General features: G+C 68.0%; 20 protein-coding genes. 11 read left to right on the top strand and 9 right to left on the bottom strand.

The window, feature by feature from the left end:
- Window positions 1-47: 47 nt before the first annotated feature.
- Window positions 48-716, top strand: a complete 669-nt coding sequence (locus ABIE24_RS06465) for an SRPBCC domain-containing protein (protein ID WP_354497911.1) — start codon at window positions 48-50, stop codon at window positions 714-716.
- Entirely contained in the window at window positions 716-1036 is a 321-nt protein-coding gene (locus ABIE24_RS06470; protein ID WP_354497913.1) for an ArsR/SmtB family transcription factor, read from the top strand. The genes ABIE24_RS06465 and ABIE24_RS06470 overlap by 1 nt, the downstream gene beginning before the upstream one ends.
- On the opposite strand, the gene ABIE24_RS06475 is transcribed toward ABIE24_RS06470, so the two are convergent.
- Window positions 1033-1374, bottom strand: a complete 342-nt coding sequence (locus ABIE24_RS06475; RefSeq protein WP_354497915.1) for a TFIIB-type zinc ribbon-containing protein — start codon at window positions 1372-1374, stop codon at window positions 1033-1035. The two genes, ABIE24_RS06470 and ABIE24_RS06475, sit on opposite strands and share 4 nt — an antisense overlap.
- Before the next feature lie 122 nt (window positions 1375-1496).
- Here ABIE24_RS06475 and ABIE24_RS06480 point away from each other — a divergent pair, with 122 nt between their 5' ends.
- Window positions 1497-1844 carry a hypothetical protein gene (locus ABIE24_RS06480; RefSeq protein WP_354497917.1) on the top strand — a complete coding sequence of 116 codons (348 nt, stop codon included), beginning with the start codon at window positions 1497-1499 and terminating at the stop codon, window positions 1842-1844.
- 2 nt (window positions 1845-1846) lie between these two features.
- Here the strand turns inward: ABIE24_RS06480 and ABIE24_RS06485 are convergent, their stop codons facing one another.
- Entirely contained in the window at window positions 1847-2332 is a 486-nt protein-coding gene (locus tag ABIE24_RS06485) for a glutathione peroxidase (protein WP_354497919.1), read from the bottom strand.
- 86 nt (window positions 2333-2418) lie between these two features.
- Between ABIE24_RS06485 and ABIE24_RS06490 the strand changes: the two genes are divergently transcribed.
- Window positions 2419-3141 (top strand): alpha/beta fold hydrolase, encoded by a 723-nt coding sequence (locus ABIE24_RS06490; protein ID WP_354497921.1) that lies wholly within the window; start codon window positions 2419-2421, stop codon window positions 3139-3141.
- 114 nt (window positions 3142-3255) lie between these two features.
- Here the strand turns inward: ABIE24_RS06490 and ABIE24_RS06495 are convergent, their stop codons facing one another.
- Together ABIE24_RS06495 and ABIE24_RS06500 are read right to left on the bottom strand one after the other, a co-directional pair.
- A complete protein-coding gene (locus tag ABIE24_RS06495; protein ID WP_354497923.1) occupies window positions 3256-4059 on the bottom strand; it encodes a 3-hydroxybutyrate dehydrogenase in 804 nt (267 codons plus the stop codon).
- Between the two features lie 126 nt (window positions 4060-4185).
- Window positions 4186-5577, bottom strand: coding sequence for an MFS transporter (locus ABIE24_RS06500; protein WP_354497925.1), 1392 nt, complete (start codon window positions 5575-5577; stop codon window positions 4186-4188).
- A gap of 144 nt (window positions 5578-5721) precedes the next feature.
- On the opposite strand from ABIE24_RS06500, the gene ABIE24_RS06505 reads away from it, so the two are divergent.
- Entirely contained in the window at window positions 5722-6642 is a 921-nt protein-coding gene (locus ABIE24_RS06505; protein ID WP_354497927.1) for a LysR family transcriptional regulator, read from the top strand.
- Between the two features lie 85 nt (window positions 6643-6727).
- Here ABIE24_RS06505 and ABIE24_RS06510 read toward each other — a convergent pair whose 3' ends face one another.
- Complete coding sequence (locus ABIE24_RS06510) at window positions 6728-7783, bottom strand: ABC transporter permease (protein WP_502916247.1); 1056 nt, start codon at window positions 7781-7783, stop codon at window positions 6728-6730.
- On the bottom strand, window positions 7780-9300 hold the full coding sequence (locus ABIE24_RS06515; RefSeq protein WP_354497929.1) for a sugar ABC transporter ATP-binding protein: 1521 nt from the start codon (window positions 9298-9300) through the stop codon (window positions 7780-7782). Before ABIE24_RS06515 ends, ABIE24_RS06510 begins: the two co-directional genes overlap by 4 nt.
- A gap of 176 nt (window positions 9301-9476) precedes the next feature.
- Here ABIE24_RS06515 and ABIE24_RS06520 point away from each other — a divergent pair, with 176 nt between their 5' ends.
- The 3 genes from ABIE24_RS06520 to ABIE24_RS06530 all read left to right on the top strand — a co-directional run bounded on the left by ABIE24_RS06520 (window position 9477) and on the right by ABIE24_RS06530 (window position 12832).
- Window positions 9477-10520, top strand: coding sequence for a substrate-binding domain-containing protein (locus ABIE24_RS06520; protein WP_354497931.1), 1044 nt, complete (start codon window positions 9477-9479; stop codon window positions 10518-10520).
- A gap of 122 nt (window positions 10521-10642) precedes the next feature.
- Entirely contained in the window at window positions 10643-11818 is a 1176-nt protein-coding gene (locus ABIE24_RS06525; protein WP_354498127.1) for a Gfo/Idh/MocA family protein, read from the top strand.
- Window positions 11819-11827: 9 nt separating this feature from the next.
- Entirely contained in the window at window positions 11828-12832 is a 1005-nt protein-coding gene (locus ABIE24_RS06530) for a sugar phosphate isomerase/epimerase family protein (RefSeq protein ID WP_354497932.1), read from the top strand.
- Between the two features lie 1079 nt (window positions 12833-13911).
- Here ABIE24_RS06530 and ABIE24_RS06535 read toward each other — a convergent pair.
- Window positions 13912-15114, bottom strand: coding sequence for an ROK family transcriptional regulator (locus ABIE24_RS06535; protein ID WP_354497934.1), 1203 nt, complete (start codon window positions 15112-15114; stop codon window positions 13912-13914).
- A 228-nt stretch (window positions 15115-15342) separates the two neighbouring features.
- Here ABIE24_RS06535 and ABIE24_RS06540 point away from each other — a divergent pair, with 228 nt between their 5' ends.
- The 3 genes from ABIE24_RS06540 to ABIE24_RS06550 all read left to right on the top strand — a co-directional run bounded on the left by ABIE24_RS06540 (window position 15343) and on the right by ABIE24_RS06550 (window position 17914).
- On the top strand, window positions 15343-16215 hold the full coding sequence (locus tag ABIE24_RS06540; RefSeq protein WP_354497936.1) for a 3-methyladenine DNA glycosylase: 873 nt from the start codon (window positions 15343-15345) through the stop codon (window positions 16213-16215).
- Between the two features lie 84 nt (window positions 16216-16299).
- Window positions 16300-17400 carry an alcohol dehydrogenase catalytic domain-containing protein gene (locus tag ABIE24_RS06545; RefSeq protein ID WP_354497938.1) on the top strand — a complete coding sequence of 367 codons (1101 nt, stop codon included), beginning with the start codon at window positions 16300-16302 and terminating at the stop codon, window positions 17398-17400.
- Window positions 17401-17494: 94 nt separating this feature from the next.
- Window positions 17495-17914 (top strand): DUF1761 domain-containing protein, encoded by a 420-nt coding sequence (locus ABIE24_RS06550; protein ID WP_354497940.1) that lies wholly within the window; start codon window positions 17495-17497, stop codon window positions 17912-17914.
- Between the two features lie 150 nt (window positions 17915-18064).
- On the opposite strand, the gene ABIE24_RS06555 is transcribed toward ABIE24_RS06550, so the two are convergent.
- Both ABIE24_RS06555 and ABIE24_RS06560 read right to left on the bottom strand, forming a co-directional pair.
- Window positions 18065-18859, bottom strand: coding sequence for a TspO-related membrane protein (locus ABIE24_RS06555; protein ID WP_354497942.1), 795 nt, complete (start codon window positions 18857-18859; stop codon window positions 18065-18067).
- A 10-nt stretch (window positions 18860-18869) separates the two neighbouring features.
- Window positions 18870-19361 carry a tetratricopeptide repeat protein gene (locus tag ABIE24_RS06560; RefSeq protein WP_354497944.1) on the bottom strand — a complete coding sequence of 164 codons (492 nt, stop codon included), beginning with the start codon at window positions 19359-19361 and terminating at the stop codon, window positions 18870-18872.
- Window positions 19362-19406: the final 45 nt, after the last annotated feature.

The following is a 19406-nucleotide window of genomic DNA, read 5'->3' on the forward strand; positions in this document are numbered from 1 at the left end:
AAGACCCGGCCCTTGCATATATAAGTGCGCGCTGATACATTGGCGACATGGACACCAACCTGACCAAATTGCACGAGATGACTGACAGCCAGATCCCCGCTGTGACGCGCACCGTGGGATCCCGACCCGTCGGCGGTGACGACGCCCGCGTCGCCACGCTGACCCAGACGTATCCGTTCGCCCAGGCCGAGGTCTGGAACGCGATCACCACCCAGGACCGGATCTCACGGTGGCTCGGCCCGGTCTCCGGCGACTTCAAGCTCGGCGGCCGCTACCAGATCGAGGGCAACGCCAGCGGCGAAGTGCTCGAGTGTGCCGAACCGAACACGCTGCACGTGACCTGGGAGTACGGCGGCGACATCAGCTGGGTCACCGCGACCCTCCGAGGCGACGAGAACGAGACGACGCTCGAGGTCGAGCACGTCGCCCACGTCGGCGTCGAGGACTGGAAGATGTTCGGCCCGAGCGCGGTCGGCATCGGCTGGGACATGATGTTCCTCGGCCTTGCCCTGCACCTCGGATCGGGCGACAGCCTGAACCCCGAGGAGTCGGCTGCATGGAGTGTGTCGGCCGACGGCATCCGGTTCATGTCGCGCAGCAACGACGCCTGGCGCGACGCCAACATCGCGGCCGGTGAAAGCGAGGCGGATGCCACGGCGGCGGCCAAGCGCTGCCTCGACGCGTACACGGGAGTGGAAGCCGGCCCGGACGCCTAGTGCACGCCTTCGACATCCTCGGGGATCCGGTCAGGCGCCGGATCCTCGAACTCCTCGCCGCGGGAGAGAAACCTGCGGGGGCGATCGTCGAGGCGATCGCTGAGGAATTCGGGATCAGCCAACCCGCCGTCTCGCAGCACCTCAAGGTGCTGCGAGATCACGGGTTCGCGACCGTGCGCACGGACGGCAGGCGGCGGATCTATGCCGTCGAAGCCGACCCGCTGCAGGAAGCCGACGAGTGGCTCGGCGCGTTCCGCGGCTTCTGGACCCAGCGACTCGACGCGCTCGGCACCGAGCTGAAACGGGGGAGCGGCTCCTAGTCGAAGAGGTCGGAGAGCCAGCTCTCCTTCTTCTTCTTGCGGTAGCCGTCCTGGGTGCCGTACCGGCGGTCGTTGTCGTAGGAACGGCTGTTGTCGTTGTAGTTGCGCTCGCCGTACTGCGGGGTGCCATAGTTCTGCTGGGGCTGCTGCGGCGGCACTGGCGCGACGATCGGCGCGGCCGGGGCGGCGCTCTTCGCTGCCTCGTTCTCGGCACGCTCGATGATCTTGTCGAGTTCACCGCGGTCGAGCCATACGCCACGGCATTCCGGGCAGTAGTCGATCTCGATGCCGCTGCGTTCGCTCATGACGAGCGTTGCGGAGTCAGTTGGGCACTTCATGATGTCCTCCAAGACGAAAGTTACCGGTTCATCCTAGGGACGCTGCTCGTGATGAAACTGGGAGTCGCCGCCGCGGATGGCTCTCCCAGATTCGCGCGACCCCGCGCTCGTAGACTCGGCACATGATTCGTCGACTCGCACCGCTCCTGGCCGTCCCCCTTCTCCTCCTGACCGTGGGCTGCAGCCAGGTGGGGGATGCCGCGAAAGACATCGCGAGTTCGGCCGCCTCCGAGGCGGGCTCGGCGGCGGTCGCCGAAGTGCGGGAACAGATCTGCACGCCGCTGCAGGACGGAACGGTCAGCGAGCAGGACCAGCAGGTCCTCGCCGGCCTGCTCGTCGCCGCCGAAGCCGCCGGCGTTCCCATGGAGTTTGTCACCCCGCTCGAGGAGATCGCCGAATCCGGCGACCAGGCGCCGGCCGACGCTGTCGCCGCCCTGCAGGAGGCGTGCGACACGCCCGCTCAGGGCTAGCCCTACGCGGGCTGCAGCGCGCCTTCGATCACCGCGAGGATCTCGGGCGCATCGGGAACCGTCGTCGGACGAAAGCGGTGCACCTCATCATCGGGGGTGATCACGAACTTCTCGAAATTCCACTTGACCTTGCCGGCCTTGCCGTCGGCATCCGGGGTCTTGGTCAGTTCGGCGTAAAGCGGGTGTGCGTGCTTGCCGTTGACCTTGGTCTTCTCGAACAGCGGGAAGGTCACGCCGTGGTTGATGCGGCAGGTCTCCGCGATCTCTTCGCCCTCACCCGGTTCCTGGAAGAACTGGTTGCTCGGAAAGCCGAGAACGACGAAACCGCGGTCGCGATACTTCTGGTACATCGCCTCGAGGGCGTCGTACTGCGGCGTGAGCCCGCACTTCGAGGCAACGTTGACGACGAGGACGACCTTGTCGGAGTGCTCGGCCAGTGTCGTTGTCGAACCGGAAAGGGTGGTCAGGGGAATGTCGCGAAGGCTCATAGGGCGAGCGTAGCCACGGATGCTGTGGGCTGGCCCCGGGTCACGATCGCGGCGAGCCGGCTGTCGACGATCCTAGGATGAGAGGCATGCCCGCCACCGTTCTCCTCGTGCACGGCCTACGCACCTCGGCCACTCTGTGGCGCCACCAGGAAGAGCACCTCGGCGCCCTCGGCATCCCGACCCACGCCATCGACTTGCCCGGGCACGGGTCGCGGCTGGGCGAGCGCTTCTCGGTCGAGCTGGCCCTGCAGGGCATCGGCGACGCGGTGACGGCGGCCGAGGCATCTGGCGTGAAGCCGTACCTGGTCGGGTTCTCGCTCGGCGGCTACCTCGCGATCGAATGGGTGGCGCGGAACCCCGGCCGGGTCGCGGGCTTGCTCGCGGCCGCCTGCGCGACCGTTCCCCACCCGGTCATCATGCACGGGTGGCGCGGAATCTCGAGGGTGATCGCCCTGTTCCCCGACCGGGGCCGGGCCCTCAACGACTTCACCGTGCGGCTGTTCGTGCCCCAGCCCGGCGCGACCGATGTGATCGCCGGGGGAGTGGCCCTCGACGTCATGGACGACGTGCTGCTCTCTCTGCTGTCGCTCGACCCGCTCGAGCGGCTGGCCGAGATCGACGTGCCCGTGCTGTTCGTCAACGGCCGCTTCGACCACGTCCGCGCGCACGCCAACCGCTACCTCGCCGCCACGCGCAACGGCCGGCTCGTGACGGTGCCCGGGGCCAGTCACATGGTCAGCGTGGTTCGGCCGCACGAATTCACGGATGCGCTCCTGGAGGGCTATCGCGAGGTGACGGCAACGGGCTGAATCGTTCGTTCAACAGGGTGCGCGGGTGAATTGGCACCTTCCACAGGAGGATTCGACCGACATCGACAGCTGGCTCCTGTTGAACGCGGGCGGACCCGCCAGGCGGGCTCTGAACTAACGCGCGGACCAGCCGCCGTCCATCGTGTAGCTCGCACCGGTGACCATCGCGGCGTCAGGAGAGGCCAGCCAGGCGACGAGTGACGCGACTTCGTGGGGTTCGACGAGACGTTTTATCGCGCTCTCGGTGAGCATGATCTTGGAGAGCACATCTGCTTCGGGGATGCCGTGAACCGCCGCCTGGTCGGCGATCTGCTTCTCGACGAGGGGCGTGCGCACGTAGCCGGGGTTGACGCAGTTGCTCGTCACGCCGTGCTCACCGCCCTCGAGCGCGGTCACCTTGGACAGCCCCTCGAGGCCGTGCTTCGCCGTGACGTATGCGCTCTTGAACGGGGACGCGCGCAGGCCGTGCACCGAGGAGACGTTGATGATCCGGCCGAATCCGGAGGCGTACATGCCGGGAAGGGCGGCCCGGACGAGCAGGAACGGCACCTCGAGCATGAGCGTGAGGATGCGACGGAAGTCGGCTGGGTCGAAACTCTCGATCGGGCTGATCTTCTGGATGCCGGCGTTGTTGACGAGGATGTCGACGCCGTCCATCGCGGAGGCGAGGGCGCGATCGGTCACAGCATCCGGGTCGAGCAGGTTGACGGCCCAGCTGGACCCGTTCAGCTCGCCGGCGAGTTCCGCTGCACCGTCCTGGTCCATGTCGGCGATGACGACGTGCGCGCCGCGGCTGGCGAGCGTGCGGGCGACCGCAGCCCCGATTCCGCTGGCGCCTCCGGTGATCAGCGCTCGTTTGCCGGCGAGCGGGGTCTGCGACAACCCGGTGTCAGTGGTGGGCTGGAGGATGTCGGTCATTCGAAGTCCTTGCAGGAAGAGAGGGGGGCGGATGCCGCGGGTAACGACGACCGGTCAACGCGAGCGAGCGCGCCGACCGGTCATCGAGAGGAGAGCCGGCGAGGCACGAGCCCCGCCGGCCGGGAATCAGCGCTCGACCGGAACGTTCACCGGTTCGAGACCGTGCTTGCGAGCGTCGACCGCGTCGACCTCGAACAGCGACGCGCCACGGGTCTCCCGCAGGGTGATGACCGCGACCGCCGTGATGGCGCAGGCGATGAGCAGGTAGATCGCGACAGGAACCCACGACTCGAACTGCTTGAGCAGCGCCGTGGCGATGATCGGCGCGAGCGAGCCGGCGATGATCGACGTGACCTGGTAGCCGAGCGAGACACCGGAGTAACGCATGCGGGTCGGGAACATCTCGGCCATGATCGCCGGCTGGCCCGCGTACATCAGTGCGTGGAAGCAGAGACCGATGGTGATGGCCGCGACGATGAGCACCGGGTTGAGCGTGTCGAACAGCGGGAAGGCGAAGAACGCCCAGGTGGCTCCGAGGATCGCACCGGCGAGGTACACCGGCTTGCGCCCGACCTTGTCAGACAGTCGCCCGACCTGCGGGATCACGAGGAAGTGCACGATGTGCGCGATCAGCAGGGCAAGAAGCAGCTGGCTCGTGTCGTACTCGTGCACGGTGACGAGGTAGACGATCGAGAAGCTGACGATGATGTAGTACAGGATGTTCTCCGCGAACCGGAGGCCCATGGCGCTGAGGATGCCGCGCGGGTACTTCTTGACGACCTCTTTGACGCCGTAGCTGATGGCCTTCTCGGCCTCGACCTGGGCGCGAGCCTCGAGGAAGATCGGGGCTTCGTTGACGTGGGTGCGGATGTAGTAGCCGATGACGACGATGATCGCCGAGAGCCAGAACGCGATGCGCCAGCCCCAGCTGAGGAACTGGTCCTCGGGCAGGATCCACGAGGTGGTGAGCAGCACGAGGGTGGCGAGGAGGTTGCCGACCGGCACGGCGGCCTGCGGCCAGCTGGCCCAGAAGCCTCGTGACTTGCTCGGGCTGTGCTCGGCTACGAGCAGGACGGCGCCGCCCCACTCACCGCCGACAGCGAAGCCCTGCACGAAGCGGAGGACGACGAGAAGCGCGGGAGCCCAGTAGCCGATCGAGTCGAAGCCGGGGAGGCAGCCCATGAGGAAGGTGGCGACACCGACGAGGATGATGGTCAGCTGCAGCGTGTGCTTGCGGCCGAGCTTGTCGCCGATCTGGCCGAAGACGATGCCACCGAGCGGGCGGGCGATGAAGCCGACGGCGTAGGTCAGGAAGGCGGCGATGATGCCGTCGAGCTGGCTGCCGGCGTTCGGGAAGAAGACCGCCCCGAACACGAGGCTCGCGGCCGTCGCGTAGAGGAAGAATTCATACCATTCGACGACGGTTCCGATCATCGATGCGGCGACGATCTTTTTCAGCCCGGATTTCGGACCCGTCGTGCCGGGGTCGGCCCCATCGACGCGTTTGTTGACACTCATGTTCTGTCTCCTCTGTGTCGTCTCTGACACACTGGTGGGTCGGGTTGCGCGCGCCCGAATAGGGCGACGGCCTAACTGAGTATTCGTGCAGACGCGGGGCACGACAATGCCCAGCTTTCCACAGGGCATGTGCATACTTGCAGAATGAGTTTCCTCACGACGGAGTCGCGACCCCCCAACCCCGACGACCTGCTCGTGCTGCTGGCGGTGGCGCGGAGTGGTACCTACACGGTGGCGGCCGACACCCTCGGGGTGAACCACACCACGATCTCGCGACGGATCTCTGCGCTCGAACGGGACCTCGGCGGCCGCGTGCTTTCCCGCACGGTCGGCGGCTGGGAGCTCACCGAACTCGGCAGCCGTGCGTTCGAGGCAGCGGAAAGCGTCGAGACGGCCGTGTCCCTGCTGGCCGGAGTCCCTGGTGAGGTGCAGCGCCTGTCCGGGGTGGTGCGGCTGTCGGCGACCGACGGGTTCAGCGCCTACATCGCCTCGCCGGCCGTCGCGGAACTGCAACGGGCCCATCCGAAGCTCACCGTCGAGATCATCACCGTCACCCGGCCGGTGCTGCAGTACCGGTCAGGCCTCGACATCGAGATCGTCGTCGGCGAGCCGCACGCGCACCGGGCGGAAGCCATCGAGTTGGGGTCGTACATTCTCGGCATGTACGCCTCCCGGGACTACCTCGACGAGCACGGCGTGCCGACGCGGGTGAGTGAGCTGGAGGAGCATCCGCTCGTCTACTTCGTCGACTCGATGCTCCAGGTCGATGCGCTCGACGCGCCCCGCCGGCTGGTGCCGACGATGCGTGACGCCTTCACCTCGACCAACGTCTTCGTCCACGTCGAAGCGACCCGGGTGGGGGCGGGAATCGGATTCCTGCCCTGCTTCATGGCCGACCGGCATCCGGACCTGGTGCGGGTGCTGCCCGACGAGATCCAGGAACGGCTGCCGTACTGGATGGTGCTGCGCCCGGACTCACTGCGCCGCCCAGCGGTGGCCGCGGTGGCGAACGCTCTCCGCAAGCGAACGAAGGCATTCGAGGCGCAGCTGCTCGGTCGCGGCTGAACCACGACCGCGAACCGCTGAAAATGAGGGGTGCGCGTTGCGCTCAACCCCTCATCTCCAGCAACTCGCGGCGGGTGTGGTGCGGCTACTTCTTCCCTGCGGCCGCGCCTCCGGTAGCGAACCGCTGCTGCAGAAGCACCGCGATGACGATGATCAGTCCCTTGGCGACCGCCTGCACGGAGGTGTCCAGGTTGTTCTGGGTGAACACGTTCGTCAGGGTGGCGAAGATGAGCACACCGAGCACAGTGCCGACGATCGTTCCTCGGCCACCGATGAGCAGCGTGCCACCGACGACGACCGCGGCGATCGCGTCCAACTCGTAGAGCATGCCGTGGGTCGAGGTTCCTGCGGTCGTGCGGCCGAGCATCATGATCGCGGCGATACCGACCGTGAAACCGGAGAGCACGTAGACCAACAAAAGGTGTCTCTTCACCTTGATACCGGCGAGGCGGGATGCTTCGAGGTTGCCGCCGATGGCGACCGTCCGGCGCCCGAACGTGGTGCGGTTGAGCAGAATCCAGCCGGCGACGGCGACGAGGGCGAAGATCCAGATGAGCACGGGAACCCCGAGCAGGTTCGCCCGGATGAACTCGAGGAAGTCGGTGCTGGTGACGATCTGCGTGCGCCGCCCGGAGATGAGTTCGGCGATGCCGCGCGCGCCGACGAGCATGGCGAGGGTCGCCATGAAGGCGACGACGTTGCCGTAGGCGATGACGATGCCGTTCACCAACCCGGCCAGCGCACCGACAGCGAGCGGGACGATGATCATCAGCAGCCACGAACTCTGCTCTGCCGCCGCCTGGATGGCGGGGAGGGTGGCCACCACGGTGGCCAGGCCCAACACCGAGCCCACCGACAGGTCGATGCCGCCGGCGATGATGACGAACGTCATGCCGATCGAGATCACCCCGATGATCGACGCGTAGCGGATGATGGTGAGGAAGTTGTTGACATCGGCGAAACGGTCACCTGCGGTGATCGTTCCGATGATGATCAGGGCGATGAGGGCGATGACGAGGCCGAGGTTGCGCCCAACCGATCCGCCGAGGATGCGCTTCAGAGCGCTGGGGCGCTCGGTCTGGTGAGATGCACCCGGGAGCGGCGCGGCATCCGTGAGGACGGGGGACTTCTGCTCGCTCACGCGGCACTTCCTTTCATAACGAGGTCAAGCACGCCGGGTTCATCGATGTCTCCGGCGTTCGACTCAGCGAGCACATCGCCGTCTCCGATCACGAGCACGCGGTCGGAGAGGCCGAGGACCTCTTCGATCTCGCTCGAGACGACGACGATGGCGGTTCCTTCGGCGGCGAGCCGGCGGATGAGGGCGTAGATTTCCGCGCGCGCCCCGACGTCGACGCCGCGCGTCGGTTCGTCGAGCAGCAACACGTGTGTGCCGTGCACAAGCCAGCGCGCCAGCAGGATCTTCTGCTGGTTGCCTCCGGAGAGGGTCCGTGCCGGCCGGTCGGGATCGGCCGGCCGCAGTTCGAGGGCCGAGATCTGCTCACGGGCAGCGTCTCTCTCGCCGCCTTCGTTGAGGAAGCCGCCGCGGGCGAACCGGCTGAACGTCGACAGAGTGACGTTCTTGAAGATGGGTTCGGCGAGGATGAGGCCCTGGCTCTTGCGCTCTTCGGGCGAGAACCCCATGCCCGCGTCGACGGCAGCCGTGACCGAACCCGCGCGCAGCACCTTGCCCTGGACCGAGACGGTTCCGGATGTCGCTTTACGCGCCCCGTAGATCGTCTCCAGGATCTCGGACCGGCCAGATCCGACGAGTCCGGCGAGGCCGACGATCTCGCCGGCACGCACGGTGAAGTCGACGTCGGAGAAGTGACCGCGGAGGTGGAGGTGGCTCACTTCGAGGAGGATGGGGGCGTTTCGGGGAACGGGAACGGCCTCGGGGAAGACGTTGGCGACCTCGCGACCGGTCATGAGCCGAATCAGCTCCGGCGTCGGCGTCTCTGACACCGCAAGACCGCTCGCGGTGCTGCGGCCGTCTTTGATCACCGAGATGCGGTTGCCGATCTGCCGAATCTCCTCGAGCCGGTGCGAGATGTAGACCACGGCGATGCCCTGCCTGGTCAGTTCGCGGATGACCCGGAACAGGTTCGCCACCTCGCCGGAGTCGAGCACGGCGCTCGGCTCGTCCATGACGATGAGCTTCGCGTCGTGCGAGAGGGCGCGTGCCATGCTGACGATCTGCTTGTTGGCTGCCGAGAGCTGGCCGACTTCGGTGTTCGGCGGGAGGTCGCCGTGCCCGAGCCTCGTGAGCAGCTCGCGGGTGAGCCGGTTCGCGTGGGCGACCTTCAGCATCCCGCCGGTTGAATGTTCGTGGCCGAGGAAGATGTTCTCGGCGATGCTGAGGCCGTCGACGACGTCGAGTTCCTGGTACATCGTGGCGATGCCGAGCTTGAGGGCGGCGATCGGGTCGGCGATGGTGACGGTCTCGCCCTGCCAGAGGATCTCGCCTGCGTCGGGCTGGTGCACACCGGCCAGCGTCTTGATCAGAGTGGACTTACCTGCACCGTTCTGGCCGAGTACGCAGTGGACTTCACCGGCGCGGACGTCGAGGTTGACGCCCTTGAGTGCCTGCACGCCCGCAAAGGTCTTGGTGATGCCGCGAACTTCGAGCAGCGGCGATGCATGGTCTTCTTCGATCATGCGAGCCAATCTAACACACATATGACGATCAACAATCAGAAGTCGGCCGATTTTCGCCTTACTTCTGTTAGTGTGGCATCGTCAACGTCGACATCGGCACGCGATCCGACAGCAAGACGAGTCGTGGCCCCCTCCTCGTTGGCACCTTGCGACTGACCTAACTGGAGGAAATTCACATGCTTTCACTATCAACGCGGCGTCGACTGCTCGTTGCCGCGGGCGCTTCGCTTGCTGCCGCTCTCGTGCTCACCGGTTGTACCCCGGGTGATTCCGGCACCGAAGTCGAACCGACCGGCGCATCGGCTGAAGAGAACGAGGCGGAGGGTGACACGGTCACCATCGGCTTCTCTGGCCCCGCCGCCGACCACGGCTGGCTCGGCGCCATCAACTCGGCCGCCATCGCCGAGGCCGAGAAGTACCCCGACATCGACCTCAAGGTCGCCGAGGGAACCAACGACGCTAACCTGCAGATCAGCCAGGTCGAGACGTTCATCAACGATGGCGTCGACGCCATCGTCCTCCTGCCCACCGACGGCGCCGCGCTCACCGACGTTGCCATTCAGGCGATGGAGGCCGGCATCCCGGTCATCAACGTCGACCGCGAATTCTCGAGCACCTTCGCGTCGCGCGTCACCATCCTCGGTGACAACTACGGCATGGGTGTTTCGGCCGGTACCTACATCTGCGAAAAGGTCGGCGACAACCCGGATGCCGTCGTGGCCGAAATCGCCGGAGTCGACTCGCTTCCGCTGACCCAGGACCGCAGCCGGGGCTTCGCCGACGCGCTCGACGACTGCGGACTCGAGGTTTCGAACCGTGTCGCCGCTGACTTCACTGTTGCGGGCGGCGCGGCCTCGATGGAGCAGCTGCTCTCAGCGGCACCCAAGATCGACGCGCTGTGGAACCACGACGACGACCAGGGCGTTGGCGTGCTCACGGCGGCTGACGCCGCAGGCCGCGACGAGTTCATCATGGTCGGTGGCGCCGGGTCCAAGAACGCCATGGAAGCGATCCAGGCCGGCGACAGCGTGCTGGAGGCGACGGTCATCTACCCGTCCACCCAGGCAGCTGACGGCATCCGCCTCGCCCGCCTCGTCGTCCAGGAGAAGGCGATGAGCGACCTGGTCGAGATCGAGGTTCCGAACCGCATCGTTCTGAACGCACCTGTCGTGACGAGCGAGAACGTCGAGAAGTACCTGCCGACCGCGTTCGAGTCCTAGGAAAACCGGGCGGGGCGCCCTCGGGCGCCCCGCCTTTTCGCATCACCGTTACGCCGCATCACCGCCCCCGGGCGTCGCCAGAAAGAGGAATCGTGTCAGACATCCCACCACTTCGCATTGCCATGATCGGCTACGGCTTCATGGGGGCCGCACATTCCCAGGGCTGGCGCGTCGCCCCACGGTTCTTCGACCTGCCGGCCCGGCCGGAGATGACCCTGCTCGTCGGCCGCAACGCCGAGGGCGTGTCCGCCGCGGCTGAGAAGCTCGGCTGGGCTGAAACGGCAACCGACTGGCGGGATGCCGTCGCTCGCGACGACATCGACGTCATCGACATCGTCACCCCCGGCGACTCGCACGTCGAGATCGCCATCGCCGCGCTCGAGGCCGGCAAGCACGTTCTCTGCGAGAAGCCCCTGGCGAACACGGTCGAGGAGGCACGGGCGATGGCAGATGCCGCTTCTCGCGCTGCGGACCGTGGCGTGTACGCCATGGTCGGCTTCACCTATCGTCGGGTTCCGGCCGCGACCTTCGCGCGTGACCTCGTGGCATCCGGTGCGGTCGGGGAGGTCCGTCAGGTGCGCGCCATGTACCTGCAGGACTGGCTCGTCGACCCCGAAGTGCCGCTCGCGTGGCGACTGCAGAAGCACCTCGCCGGTTCCGGTGCCCTCGGCGACATCGGCGCGCACGCCATCGACCTGGCGCAGTTCATCACCGGCCAGAAGCTCACCAGCGTGAGCGGCATGATGGAGACCTTCGTCAAGCAGCGCCCGAAACTGGCCAGCTCCTCGGGACTGGCGGGGACGGCATCCGATGAGATGGGTGACGTGACCGTCGACGACCTCGCCCTGTTCACCGGCCGGTTCGACGGGGGAGCGGTCGGATCGTTCGAAGCGACCCGCATGTCGACCGGGCGCAAGAACGCCCTGCGCATCGAGGTGGCCGGGTCGAACGGCGCGATCAGCTTCGACCTCGAAGACCTCAACTCGCTCGGCTTCTACGACGCCACGGCGCCGGCCGGGCGGCAGGGTTTCACCAAGATCCTCGTCACCGAGCCCGAACATCCCTACCTTGAAGCGTGGTGGCCCACCGGCCACATGCTCGGCTACGAGCACGGATTCTCCCACCAGGCCCGCGATTTCGTCGTGGGCGTCGTCGGCGGCACGCAGCCGACACCGTCGTTCGACGACGGCCTGCAGGTGCAGCAGGTGCTCGACGCTGTGGAGCGCAGTGCCGAATCCGGCAGTGCGTGGACCGCGACATCCGACTCGGCCGCATCGACGGCATCCGTTCGTAACTAAGGAGTACTCATGCCTCGCCCCGTCACTCTGTTCACCGGCCAGTGGGCCGACCTGCCGTTCGAAGAAGTCGCCCGCCTCGCCTCGGAGTGGGGTTATGACGGGCTCGAGATCGCCTGCTGGGGCGACCACCTCGACCCGTGGCGCTGGGACGACAAGGAGTACGTCGCCGGCAAGCTCGCTGTGCTCAAGAAGTACAACCTCCAGGTGCACGCGATCTCCAACCACCTCAAGGGTCAGGCGGTCTGCGACGACCCGATCGACCAGCGGCACCGCGACATCCTGCCCGACGTGGTCTGGGGTGACGGCGACCCGGAAGGTGTTCGGCAGCGTGCGGCGGAGGAGATGAAACACACGGCGCGGCTCGCGGCTGCGCTCGGCGTGAAGACGGTGACCGGGTTCACCGGGTCGTCGATCTGGAAGTTCGTGGCCATGTTCCCGCCGGCCTCAGAGGCGATGGTGGATGCCGGCTACCAGGACTTCGCCGACCGGTGGAACCCGATCCTCGACGTGTTCGATGAGGTCGGCGTGCGGTTCGCGCACGAGGTACACCCGTCGGAGATCGCGTACGACTACTGGACGACCGTGCGGACCCTCGAGGCGATCGGGCACCGCTCCGCCTTCGGGCTGAACTGGGATCCGTCGCACATGGTGTGGCAGGACATCGATCCGGTCGCGTTCCTCTGGGACTTTCAGGACCGGATCTACAACGTCCACTGCAAAGACACCAAGAAGCGCATCAGCAACGGCCGCAACGGGCGGCTCTCGTCGCACCTGCCGTGGGCGGACCCGCGCCGTGGCTGGGACTTCATCTCGGTCGGCCGCGGCGACGTTCCCTGGGAGAACGCGTTCCGCATGCTGAACGCCATCGGCTACACCGGCCCGCTCTCGGTCGAGTGGGAGGACGCCGGGATGGATCGGCTCGTGGGCGCCCCCGAGGCGCTCGAGTTCGTGCGGTCGCTGGCGTTCGAGCCGCCGGCGGCGGCGTTCGACGCGGCGTTCAGCGCGAAGAAGTAGGGGCTGACCACCCCCGCTGGCTGGAGGGAGCGAAGCGACCGAAGCCGAGGCCTCCGCACGAGGCCTCCTCCGCTTCAGTCGCTGCGCTCCTTCAAGCGAGCGGAGAGTGCGGCGAGTGGGGTGTGCTGGGGTGGCGCAAGCGGGACGGGCGTGGGTTCAGCGCGCGGCGGCATCCGGGCTCCATCGCGGTTGCGCGGGTCGGATGGCCTCGCGCGGGTGCAGTTGCGCCCGCGTGGAGCTAAAACACCCGCGCAGGCGGTCGTTGCGGGCGGTCGTTGCGGGCGGTCGTTGACGGGCGGATGCCGCGGGCTGCGCGACGGGACGGGCGAGGGTTTGGCGCGCGGCGGCATCCGGGCTCCATCGCGGTTGCGCGGGTCGAAACGTCTCGCGCGGGTGCAGTTGCGCCCGCGTGGAGCTATAACACCCGCGCAGGCGGTCGTTGCAGGCGGTCGTTGCAGGCGGTCGCTGACGGGCGGATGCCGCGGGCTGCGCGACGGGACGGGCGAGGGTTTGGCGCGCGGCGGCATCCGAGCTCCATCCGAGCTCCATCCGGGCTCCATCGCGGATGCGCGGGTCGGATGGCCTCGCGCGGGTGCAGTTGCGCCCGCGTGGAGCTAAAACACCCGCGCAGGCGGTCGTTGCGGGCGGTCGCTGACGGGCGGTCGCTGACGGGCGGATGCCGCGGGCTGCGCGACGGGACGGGCGCGCGTTCAGCGCGCGGCGGCATCCGTGTTCCATCGCGGTTGCGCGGGTCGGATGGCCTCGCGCGGGTGCAGTTGCGCCCGCGTGGAGCTATAACACCCGCGCAGGCGGTCGTTGCAGGCGGTCGTTGCAGGCGGTCGCTGACGGGCGGATGCCGCGGGATGCGCGACGGGACGGGCGAGGGTTTGGCGCGCGGCGGCATCCGTGTTCCATCGCGGTTGCGCGGGTCGGATGGCCTCGCGCGGGTGCAGTTGCGCCCGCGTGGAGCTAAAACACCCGCGCGGTGGGTCGTTGACGGCGGGATGCCGCGGGCGGATGCCACGGCGGGATGCCGCGGGCGGATGCCACGGGGCGGCGCGAACGGGACGGGCGTGCGTTCAGCGCGCGGCGGCATCCGCGAGGTCGACCACCATGGCTTCGACGCTCTCGGGGGAGAGCACGTGGTGGATGGCGAGGATGCTCGCGCCGAGTACTGCGGCGTTGGCGCCGACACTGGACTGGGTGATCTGCAGGTGCTGCGTGGCGAGGGGCATGGAGCGCGCGTAAACGACCTCGCGCACCCCGGCGATGAGGTGCTCGCCGGCCTGTGCCATGGCGCCGCCGACGACGATGACCGACGGGTTGATCAGGCTGATCGCCGCGTTGAGGATCTCGCCGAGGTCGCGTCCGGCCTGGCGAACGGCCTGAATCGCCTTCTGGTTGCCCGCGCGCACGAGTTCGATGACATCCTGGCTGGTCTCCGCGGGGATGCCCTGCTCGGTCAGCTTGCCGGCGAGGGCCGGCCCTGACGCGATCGCTTCCAGGCAGCCGACGTTGCCGCAGTGGCAGATCGTCTCGTTGTCGCGGGCGACCCGCACGTGACCGATGTCGCCGGCCACTCCCTGGGCGCCGCGTTGGAGCATCCCGCGTGAGATGACTCCGGCGCCGATGCCGGTGGCGACCTTGACGAAGATGAGGTGGTCGACCTGCGGCCAGGCGACCTCGCGCTCGCCGAGGGCCATGATGTTGACGTCGTTATCGACGAGTACCGGCACGCTGAAGTGTGCCTGCAGCCAGGCTGGAACGTCGAAGTTGTCCCAGCCGGGCATAATCGGCGGGTTGATCGGACGGCCGCTGGAGTGTTCAACCGGACCGGGGAGCCCGACGCCGATGGCGAGCAGGTCGTCGAGGGAGCGGCCGGCCTTCTGGACGAGAATGTCACCGGCCGAGATCACCCAGTCGAGCACAGCTTTGGGGCCGTCAGTGATGTCGATGTTGGCGGTGTCCTCGCTGAGGGGTCGGCCGACGAGGTCGCACACGGCGATGTGCACGTGGGTCGCGCCGATGTCGACGGCGAGGACCACCTTGTTGCCGGTCAGCGCGAACTGTGACGACGGGCGGCCACCGGTGGACGGCGCTGTCTGGGCCGGGCCGATGAGTCCCAGCTGCACGAGTGCGTCGATGCGCAGGCCGACGGTCGAGCGGGCAAGGCCTGTGAGGCTCGCGAGCTCGGTGCGTGTCCGCGGTCGGCCGTCGCGCAGTATCTGGAAGATATCGCTCGTTGCTGACGTTCCGAGGGCGGAGGGACTTATGTCGACCATCAGACAATTGAATCACATCGGGTGACATAAAGATGCGCGGCTTCGTCATATGTTGGCCTGCGCGCCGTCGTATGCGGCTCCTCATCTGGTCGGCGTGGGGAGACCCTGTTCGCAACAGCGGAAATTCCCGTGCCACCGACCCATTTCGGCCCCGAATCGCCCTGCCCGCCGGATTCTCCGCCGTTGCGAACGGGCGCTCTCGCAGGCGAGGAGGGTTACCGTTGGATCATGCCCGAACTGACGCTCGCCACCGCGGTACTGCCGCGCGCCGAGTGGCAGGCGCGCGAGTCCGTCCACTCGGAGCGCGCCGACGCCCTGACCGCCGACTGGCGGGTGCGCGTGCAGCGGGGCGAGAAGCATCCGATCGAGGACTTTCTCTTCACCTACTACCCGTTCAAGCCGCGGTTGTTGCGGCGCTGGCATCCCGGCGCCGGGGTCCAGTTGGCGGATGCCGTCGGCCTCGACCGCGCGGAATGGCGGTGGTACCGCGCGACGGGCGACGGCATCGTCGTCGACGCTGCAGGGTTCCTCGCCGAGAAGGCGGCCTCGGTCGACTTCATGGAGAAGTTGCTCAGCCGCACGGCGGCCCGGGTCGGCCAGTTCGGCTGCTTCGGGCTTCACGAGTGGGCGATGGTGTACCGGCAGGTCGAGAACCGGCACCCCGTGCCGCTGCGGCTCGGCCAGGCCGGCACCGACGAGGTCGTCGAGTCGCACCACATCGGATGCTCCCACTTCGACGCGTTCCGCTTCTTCACCCCCGCCGCGGTTCCGCTCAACCGGCTGCAGCCGACCCGCGACACGTCGCCGAACCTCGAGCAGCCCGGCTGCCTGCACGCCGGCATGGACGTCTACAAGTGGGCCATCAAACTCGGCCCGCTCGTGCCCGGCGAGGTGCTGCTCGACAGTTTCCAGCTCGCGCGTGACATCCGCTGGCTCGACATGCGGGCGTCGCCGTACGACATGGCGCCTTGGGGCGCCGACCCGGTCGCGATCGAGACGCCCGAGGGCAAGGCCGAGTATGTGCGGCAACAGCGCGCTTTCGCCGAGCGGTCGAACGCGCTCCGGGCCCGGCTGGTTGCGGCGATCCGGGCGGCCGTCTGAGTGTCGCGGCGGCCCCGTCGTGGGAAGATCGACGAGTCGCCTGCCGGCGACCACGACGACCGCAACACGACGAAGTGGGTACGCATGAAGATCACCGGTGCCGTTCTTGAAGAGATCGGGCGCGACCGCCCGTACGCCGACTCGCGGCCGCTGACCATCTCCGAGCTCGAGCTGGATCCGCCCGGTGCCGGCGAGGTCCTGGTGCGGATCGAACGAGCCGGACTGTGCCACTCCGATCTGTCGGTGATCGACGGCAACCGCCCCAGGCCGGTGCCGATGCTGCTCGGCCACGAGGCATCCGGAATCGTCGAGCAGCTCGGCGACGACGTCGACGGCTTTGCGCTCGGCGACCGGGTCGTCATGACCTTTCTGCCCCGCTGCGGCGACTGTGACGGATGCCGCTCCGACGGCCTGCTTCCATGCACCCCCGGCTCGGCGGCGAACAACGCCGGCACGCTGCTCTCGGGCGGGGAACGCCTCCTCCGCGACGGCACGGTCGTGCATCACCACCTCGGAGTCTCCGGATTCGCCACTCACGCCGTCGTCGACGCCCGCTCGGTCGTGCGGGTGGACGCCGACATCCCCGCCGACGTCGCCGCCCTGCTCGGCTGCGCTGTGCTGACCGGAGGCGGTGCCGTGATCAACCTCGCGAAACCGCAGCCGGGCGACTCGATCGTCGTCGTCGGGCTCGGCGGCGTTGGCATGGCAGCGCTCCTCACCGCCGTTGCGCTCGGCGCCACGGTGATCGGCGTCGACGCCAACCCCGACAAACTCGAGCAGGCGGTCGGACTCGGCGCTTCAGCCGCGTACAGCCCCGCGGATGCCGCCGACCGCGGCATCAAAGCCGCGAACGTGATCGAGGCGGCCGGCAACGTGCGGGCGTTCGAAACCGCGGTGGCGCTGACCGCCGCAGGTGGCAGGACCATCACCGTCGGGTTGCCCTCGCCGACGGCACGCGCCGAGGTGTCACCGCTCGGACTCGTCGCCGAAGCCCGGACCATCGTCGGCAGCTACCTCGGGTCAGCGGTTCCGTCGCGGGACATCCCGATCTTCGCCGACCTCTGGCGCGCGGGCCGGCTTCCGGTGGAGAAGCTCGTGTCAGCCGAGATCCGGCTCGACGAGGTCAACGCCGCGATGGACTCCCTCGCCGACGGGCACGCGCTGCGGCAGATCATCGTTTTCTGACGCCTCGGTGACGTGGGCCAGTGGCGACCTACTCGACCGGCGGGAAGGACGCGCACTACACTTCAGTCACATCCGTCACACGGAAGGACACAGCATGGTCCCCGAGATCAACTACTGGGCAGTACTCCTCGCCACCCTCTCGAGCATGGTCGTCGGCTCGATCTGGTACACCCCGAAGGTCTTCGGCAACTACTGGATGAAGGCAGCCAACGTCACGCCGTCCGGCAACGCACGGGATGCCATCCGGCCGATCCTCCTCACCCTGATCGTGAGTTTCGTCACGGCGTGGGTGCTCGCCGGGGCCACCTATCTCTCCTGGGATTTCTACGGCGGCAGCTTCTTCGTCAACGCGCTGCTCACCGCCATCATCCTGTGGGCCGGGTTCACGGCGGCGCGCTTCATCACGCATGACGCCTTCGACGGCCGCCCCACCGGCCTGACGGTGCTCAACGTCGCCCACGAGTTCGTCACGATCGTGATCATGGCGATCATCATCGGAGTCTGGCCCGCCTAGTTCGGCCGAATCTGGCCCCCGCGCGTCCGTCGCGCCCTGCCCGTGCGCGTAACTCCGCCTGGCCTGGCGTCGCGCTGAGTTCGAGCCGTGGATCGGCGCGACCGGCCCGAGCCCGGCGGCGCGGGCTGGCGGAGTTATGGGCGGGCCGGCTCAGGCGACGGCGGGCAGCGGCCGCGGCGCCTTGATGCGTGCAGCGATGGTCACCAGCAGGATCACCGCGACCGCCCCGATGGCCGTGATCGCCGTGGGAATTGAGATCAGGTCGCCGGTCAGACGCCCGAAAGCGACCCAGCCGATACCCCAGCACAGCGACGCGGCGGGCGCGAGACGGCCGCGGCCGTACAGGGCGAGTCCCACCCCGATCACCCCGGCGACGGCGATGAGCAGAACGCCCCAGAGGTCCGGCGACAGGCCCAACCCGCGGAAGCCCGCCGCAGTGAGCACCGCCGCCACATTCGCAACGGTCGCGATCGTCACCCAGCCGAAGTAGAGGCCCACCGTGCCGTCGGTCACGATGGCGTCGACGACGTTGCTCGGTCGCGTCGCGAGCGTGAGACGGAACGCCCAGGTCAGCACGATCAGAAGGATCACGATGATCGGCACGCTCGCCCACAGCAGGTCGAACTGCACACTGAGAATCCACGCGGCGTTCAGGATCAGCGACAGCGCGATCGGGTAGCCGAGCCGGCGGTGCCGTTCGGCGCGCGCCTGCGCGGGCAGCAACTGCCAGATCGCATACGCGACCAGGCCCGCATAGATCACCGACCAGATCGCGAAGGCGGGGCCGGCCGGCGCGACCGGCGTGGCATCCGCCGAGAGGGCCCCGCCCGACGCCTCGGCGATCGGCGTGCCGCCCGCCGCACCTGAGCCGATGAAGGCACCGACGATGGCGACAACGGCACTGACCAGGACGACAATCTGGCGCAGCCGGTCATTGGATGTCATGGCGCTCCCCTCAGCGCGGCTCGGTGAGCAGTCGCGCGTAGTTGGTGAGCGAGCGGGAGTAGCGCGGCAGGTGCGGCGCGAGAGCACCGAGCGCGATCGACAGGGCTTCTCGCTCGCGGCCGACGTCGGCGAGGGCGAGCGCCAGGAAGCCGGCGATGGCGTCGTCGAGTTCATCAGAGCCGGCCTCCGCCTCGCCGGTCAGCAGCGCGACGCTTTCCTCGGGGTGGCCGAGGTTGCGCAGCGAACTCGCCAGCTGGATCACGGCCTGTCGCCGACGGCCCCCGTCGAGCCCGGCGGCGAGGGCTTCGCGGTAGAGCGGCACGGCCAGGTCGGTTCGGCCGGTCGAATCGTACGATCCGGCCAGCTCGAACAGGCCCACCGGGTCACCCGGCGGCCGCTCGGCGACGAGGGCGTGCATCGTCGTGACGAAATCGCCCTCGTCGTACTCGTCGAGGTCGGCCCACAGGCCGGCCAGCCGGTCTTCCCAGTCGTTCGTATCCATGCGCGTAACGATAGCGAGTGCGGATGCCACGCCGGCGGCATCCGC

Source organism: Mycetocola sp. 2940 (assembly GCF_040548835.1).
Lineage (GTDB): Bacteria > Actinomycetota > Actinomycetes > Actinomycetales > Microbacteriaceae > Mycetocola_A.

What these genes read in the sequence shown, in the direction of transcription:
- ABIE24_RS06545 (WP_354497938.1), top strand. Translation starts at nt 16,300, where the DNA reads ATGAAGATCACCGGTGCCGTTCTTGAAGAGATCGGGCGCGACCGCCCG.
- ABIE24_RS06490 (WP_354497921.1), top strand. Translation starts at nt 2,419, where the DNA reads ATGCCCGCCACCGTTCTCCTCGTGCACGGCCTACGCACCTCGGCCACT.
- ABIE24_RS06555 (WP_354497942.1), bottom strand. Translation starts at nt 18,859, where the DNA reads ATGACATCCAATGACCGGCTGCGCCAGATTGTCGTCCTGGTCAGTGCC.
- ABIE24_RS06485 (WP_354497919.1), bottom strand. Translation starts at nt 2,332, where the DNA reads ATGAGCCTTCGCGACATTCCCCTGACCACCCTTTCCGGTTCGACAACG.
- ABIE24_RS06515 (WP_354497929.1), bottom strand. Translation starts at nt 9,300, where the DNA reads ATGATCGAAGAAGACCATGCATCGCCGCTGCTCGAAGTTCGCGGCATC.
- ABIE24_RS06525 (WP_354498127.1), top strand. Translation starts at nt 10,643, where the DNA reads ATGATCGGCTACGGCTTCATGGGGGCCGCACATTCCCAGGGCTGGCGC.
- ABIE24_RS06500 (WP_354497925.1), bottom strand. Translation starts at nt 5,577, where the DNA reads ATGAGTGTCAACAAACGCGTCGATGGGGCCGACCCCGGCACGACGGGT.
- ABIE24_RS06530 (WP_354497932.1), top strand. Translation starts at nt 11,828, where the DNA reads ATGCCTCGCCCCGTCACTCTGTTCACCGGCCAGTGGGCCGACCTGCCG.
- ABIE24_RS06560 (WP_354497944.1), bottom strand. Translation starts at nt 19,361, where the DNA reads ATGGATACGAACGACTGGGAAGACCGGCTGGCCGGCCTGTGGGCCGAC.
- ABIE24_RS06495 (WP_354497923.1), bottom strand. Translation starts at nt 4,059, where the DNA reads ATGACCGACATCCTCCAGCCCACCACTGACACCGGGTTGTCGCAGACC.
- ABIE24_RS06480 (WP_354497917.1), top strand. Translation starts at nt 1,497, where the DNA reads ATGATTCGTCGACTCGCACCGCTCCTGGCCGTCCCCCTTCTCCTCCTG.
- ABIE24_RS06505 (WP_354497927.1), top strand. Translation starts at nt 5,722, where the DNA reads ATGAGTTTCCTCACGACGGAGTCGCGACCCCCCAACCCCGACGACCTG.
- ABIE24_RS06475 (WP_354497915.1), bottom strand. Translation starts at nt 1,374, where the DNA reads ATGAAGTGCCCAACTGACTCCGCAACGCTCGTCATGAGCGAACGCAGC.
- ABIE24_RS06540 (WP_354497936.1), top strand. Translation starts at nt 15,343, where the DNA reads ATGCCCGAACTGACGCTCGCCACCGCGGTACTGCCGCGCGCCGAGTGG.
- ABIE24_RS06535 (WP_354497934.1), bottom strand. Translation starts at nt 15,114, where the DNA reads ATGGTCGACATAAGTCCCTCCGCCCTCGGAACGTCAGCAACGAGCGAT.
- ABIE24_RS06520 (WP_354497931.1), top strand. Translation starts at nt 9,477, where the DNA reads ATGCTTTCACTATCAACGCGGCGTCGACTGCTCGTTGCCGCGGGCGCT.
- ABIE24_RS06465 (WP_354497911.1), top strand. Translation starts at nt 48, where the DNA reads ATGGACACCAACCTGACCAAATTGCACGAGATGACTGACAGCCAGATC.
- ABIE24_RS06550 (WP_354497940.1), top strand. Translation starts at nt 17,495, where the DNA reads ATGGTCCCCGAGATCAACTACTGGGCAGTACTCCTCGCCACCCTCTCG.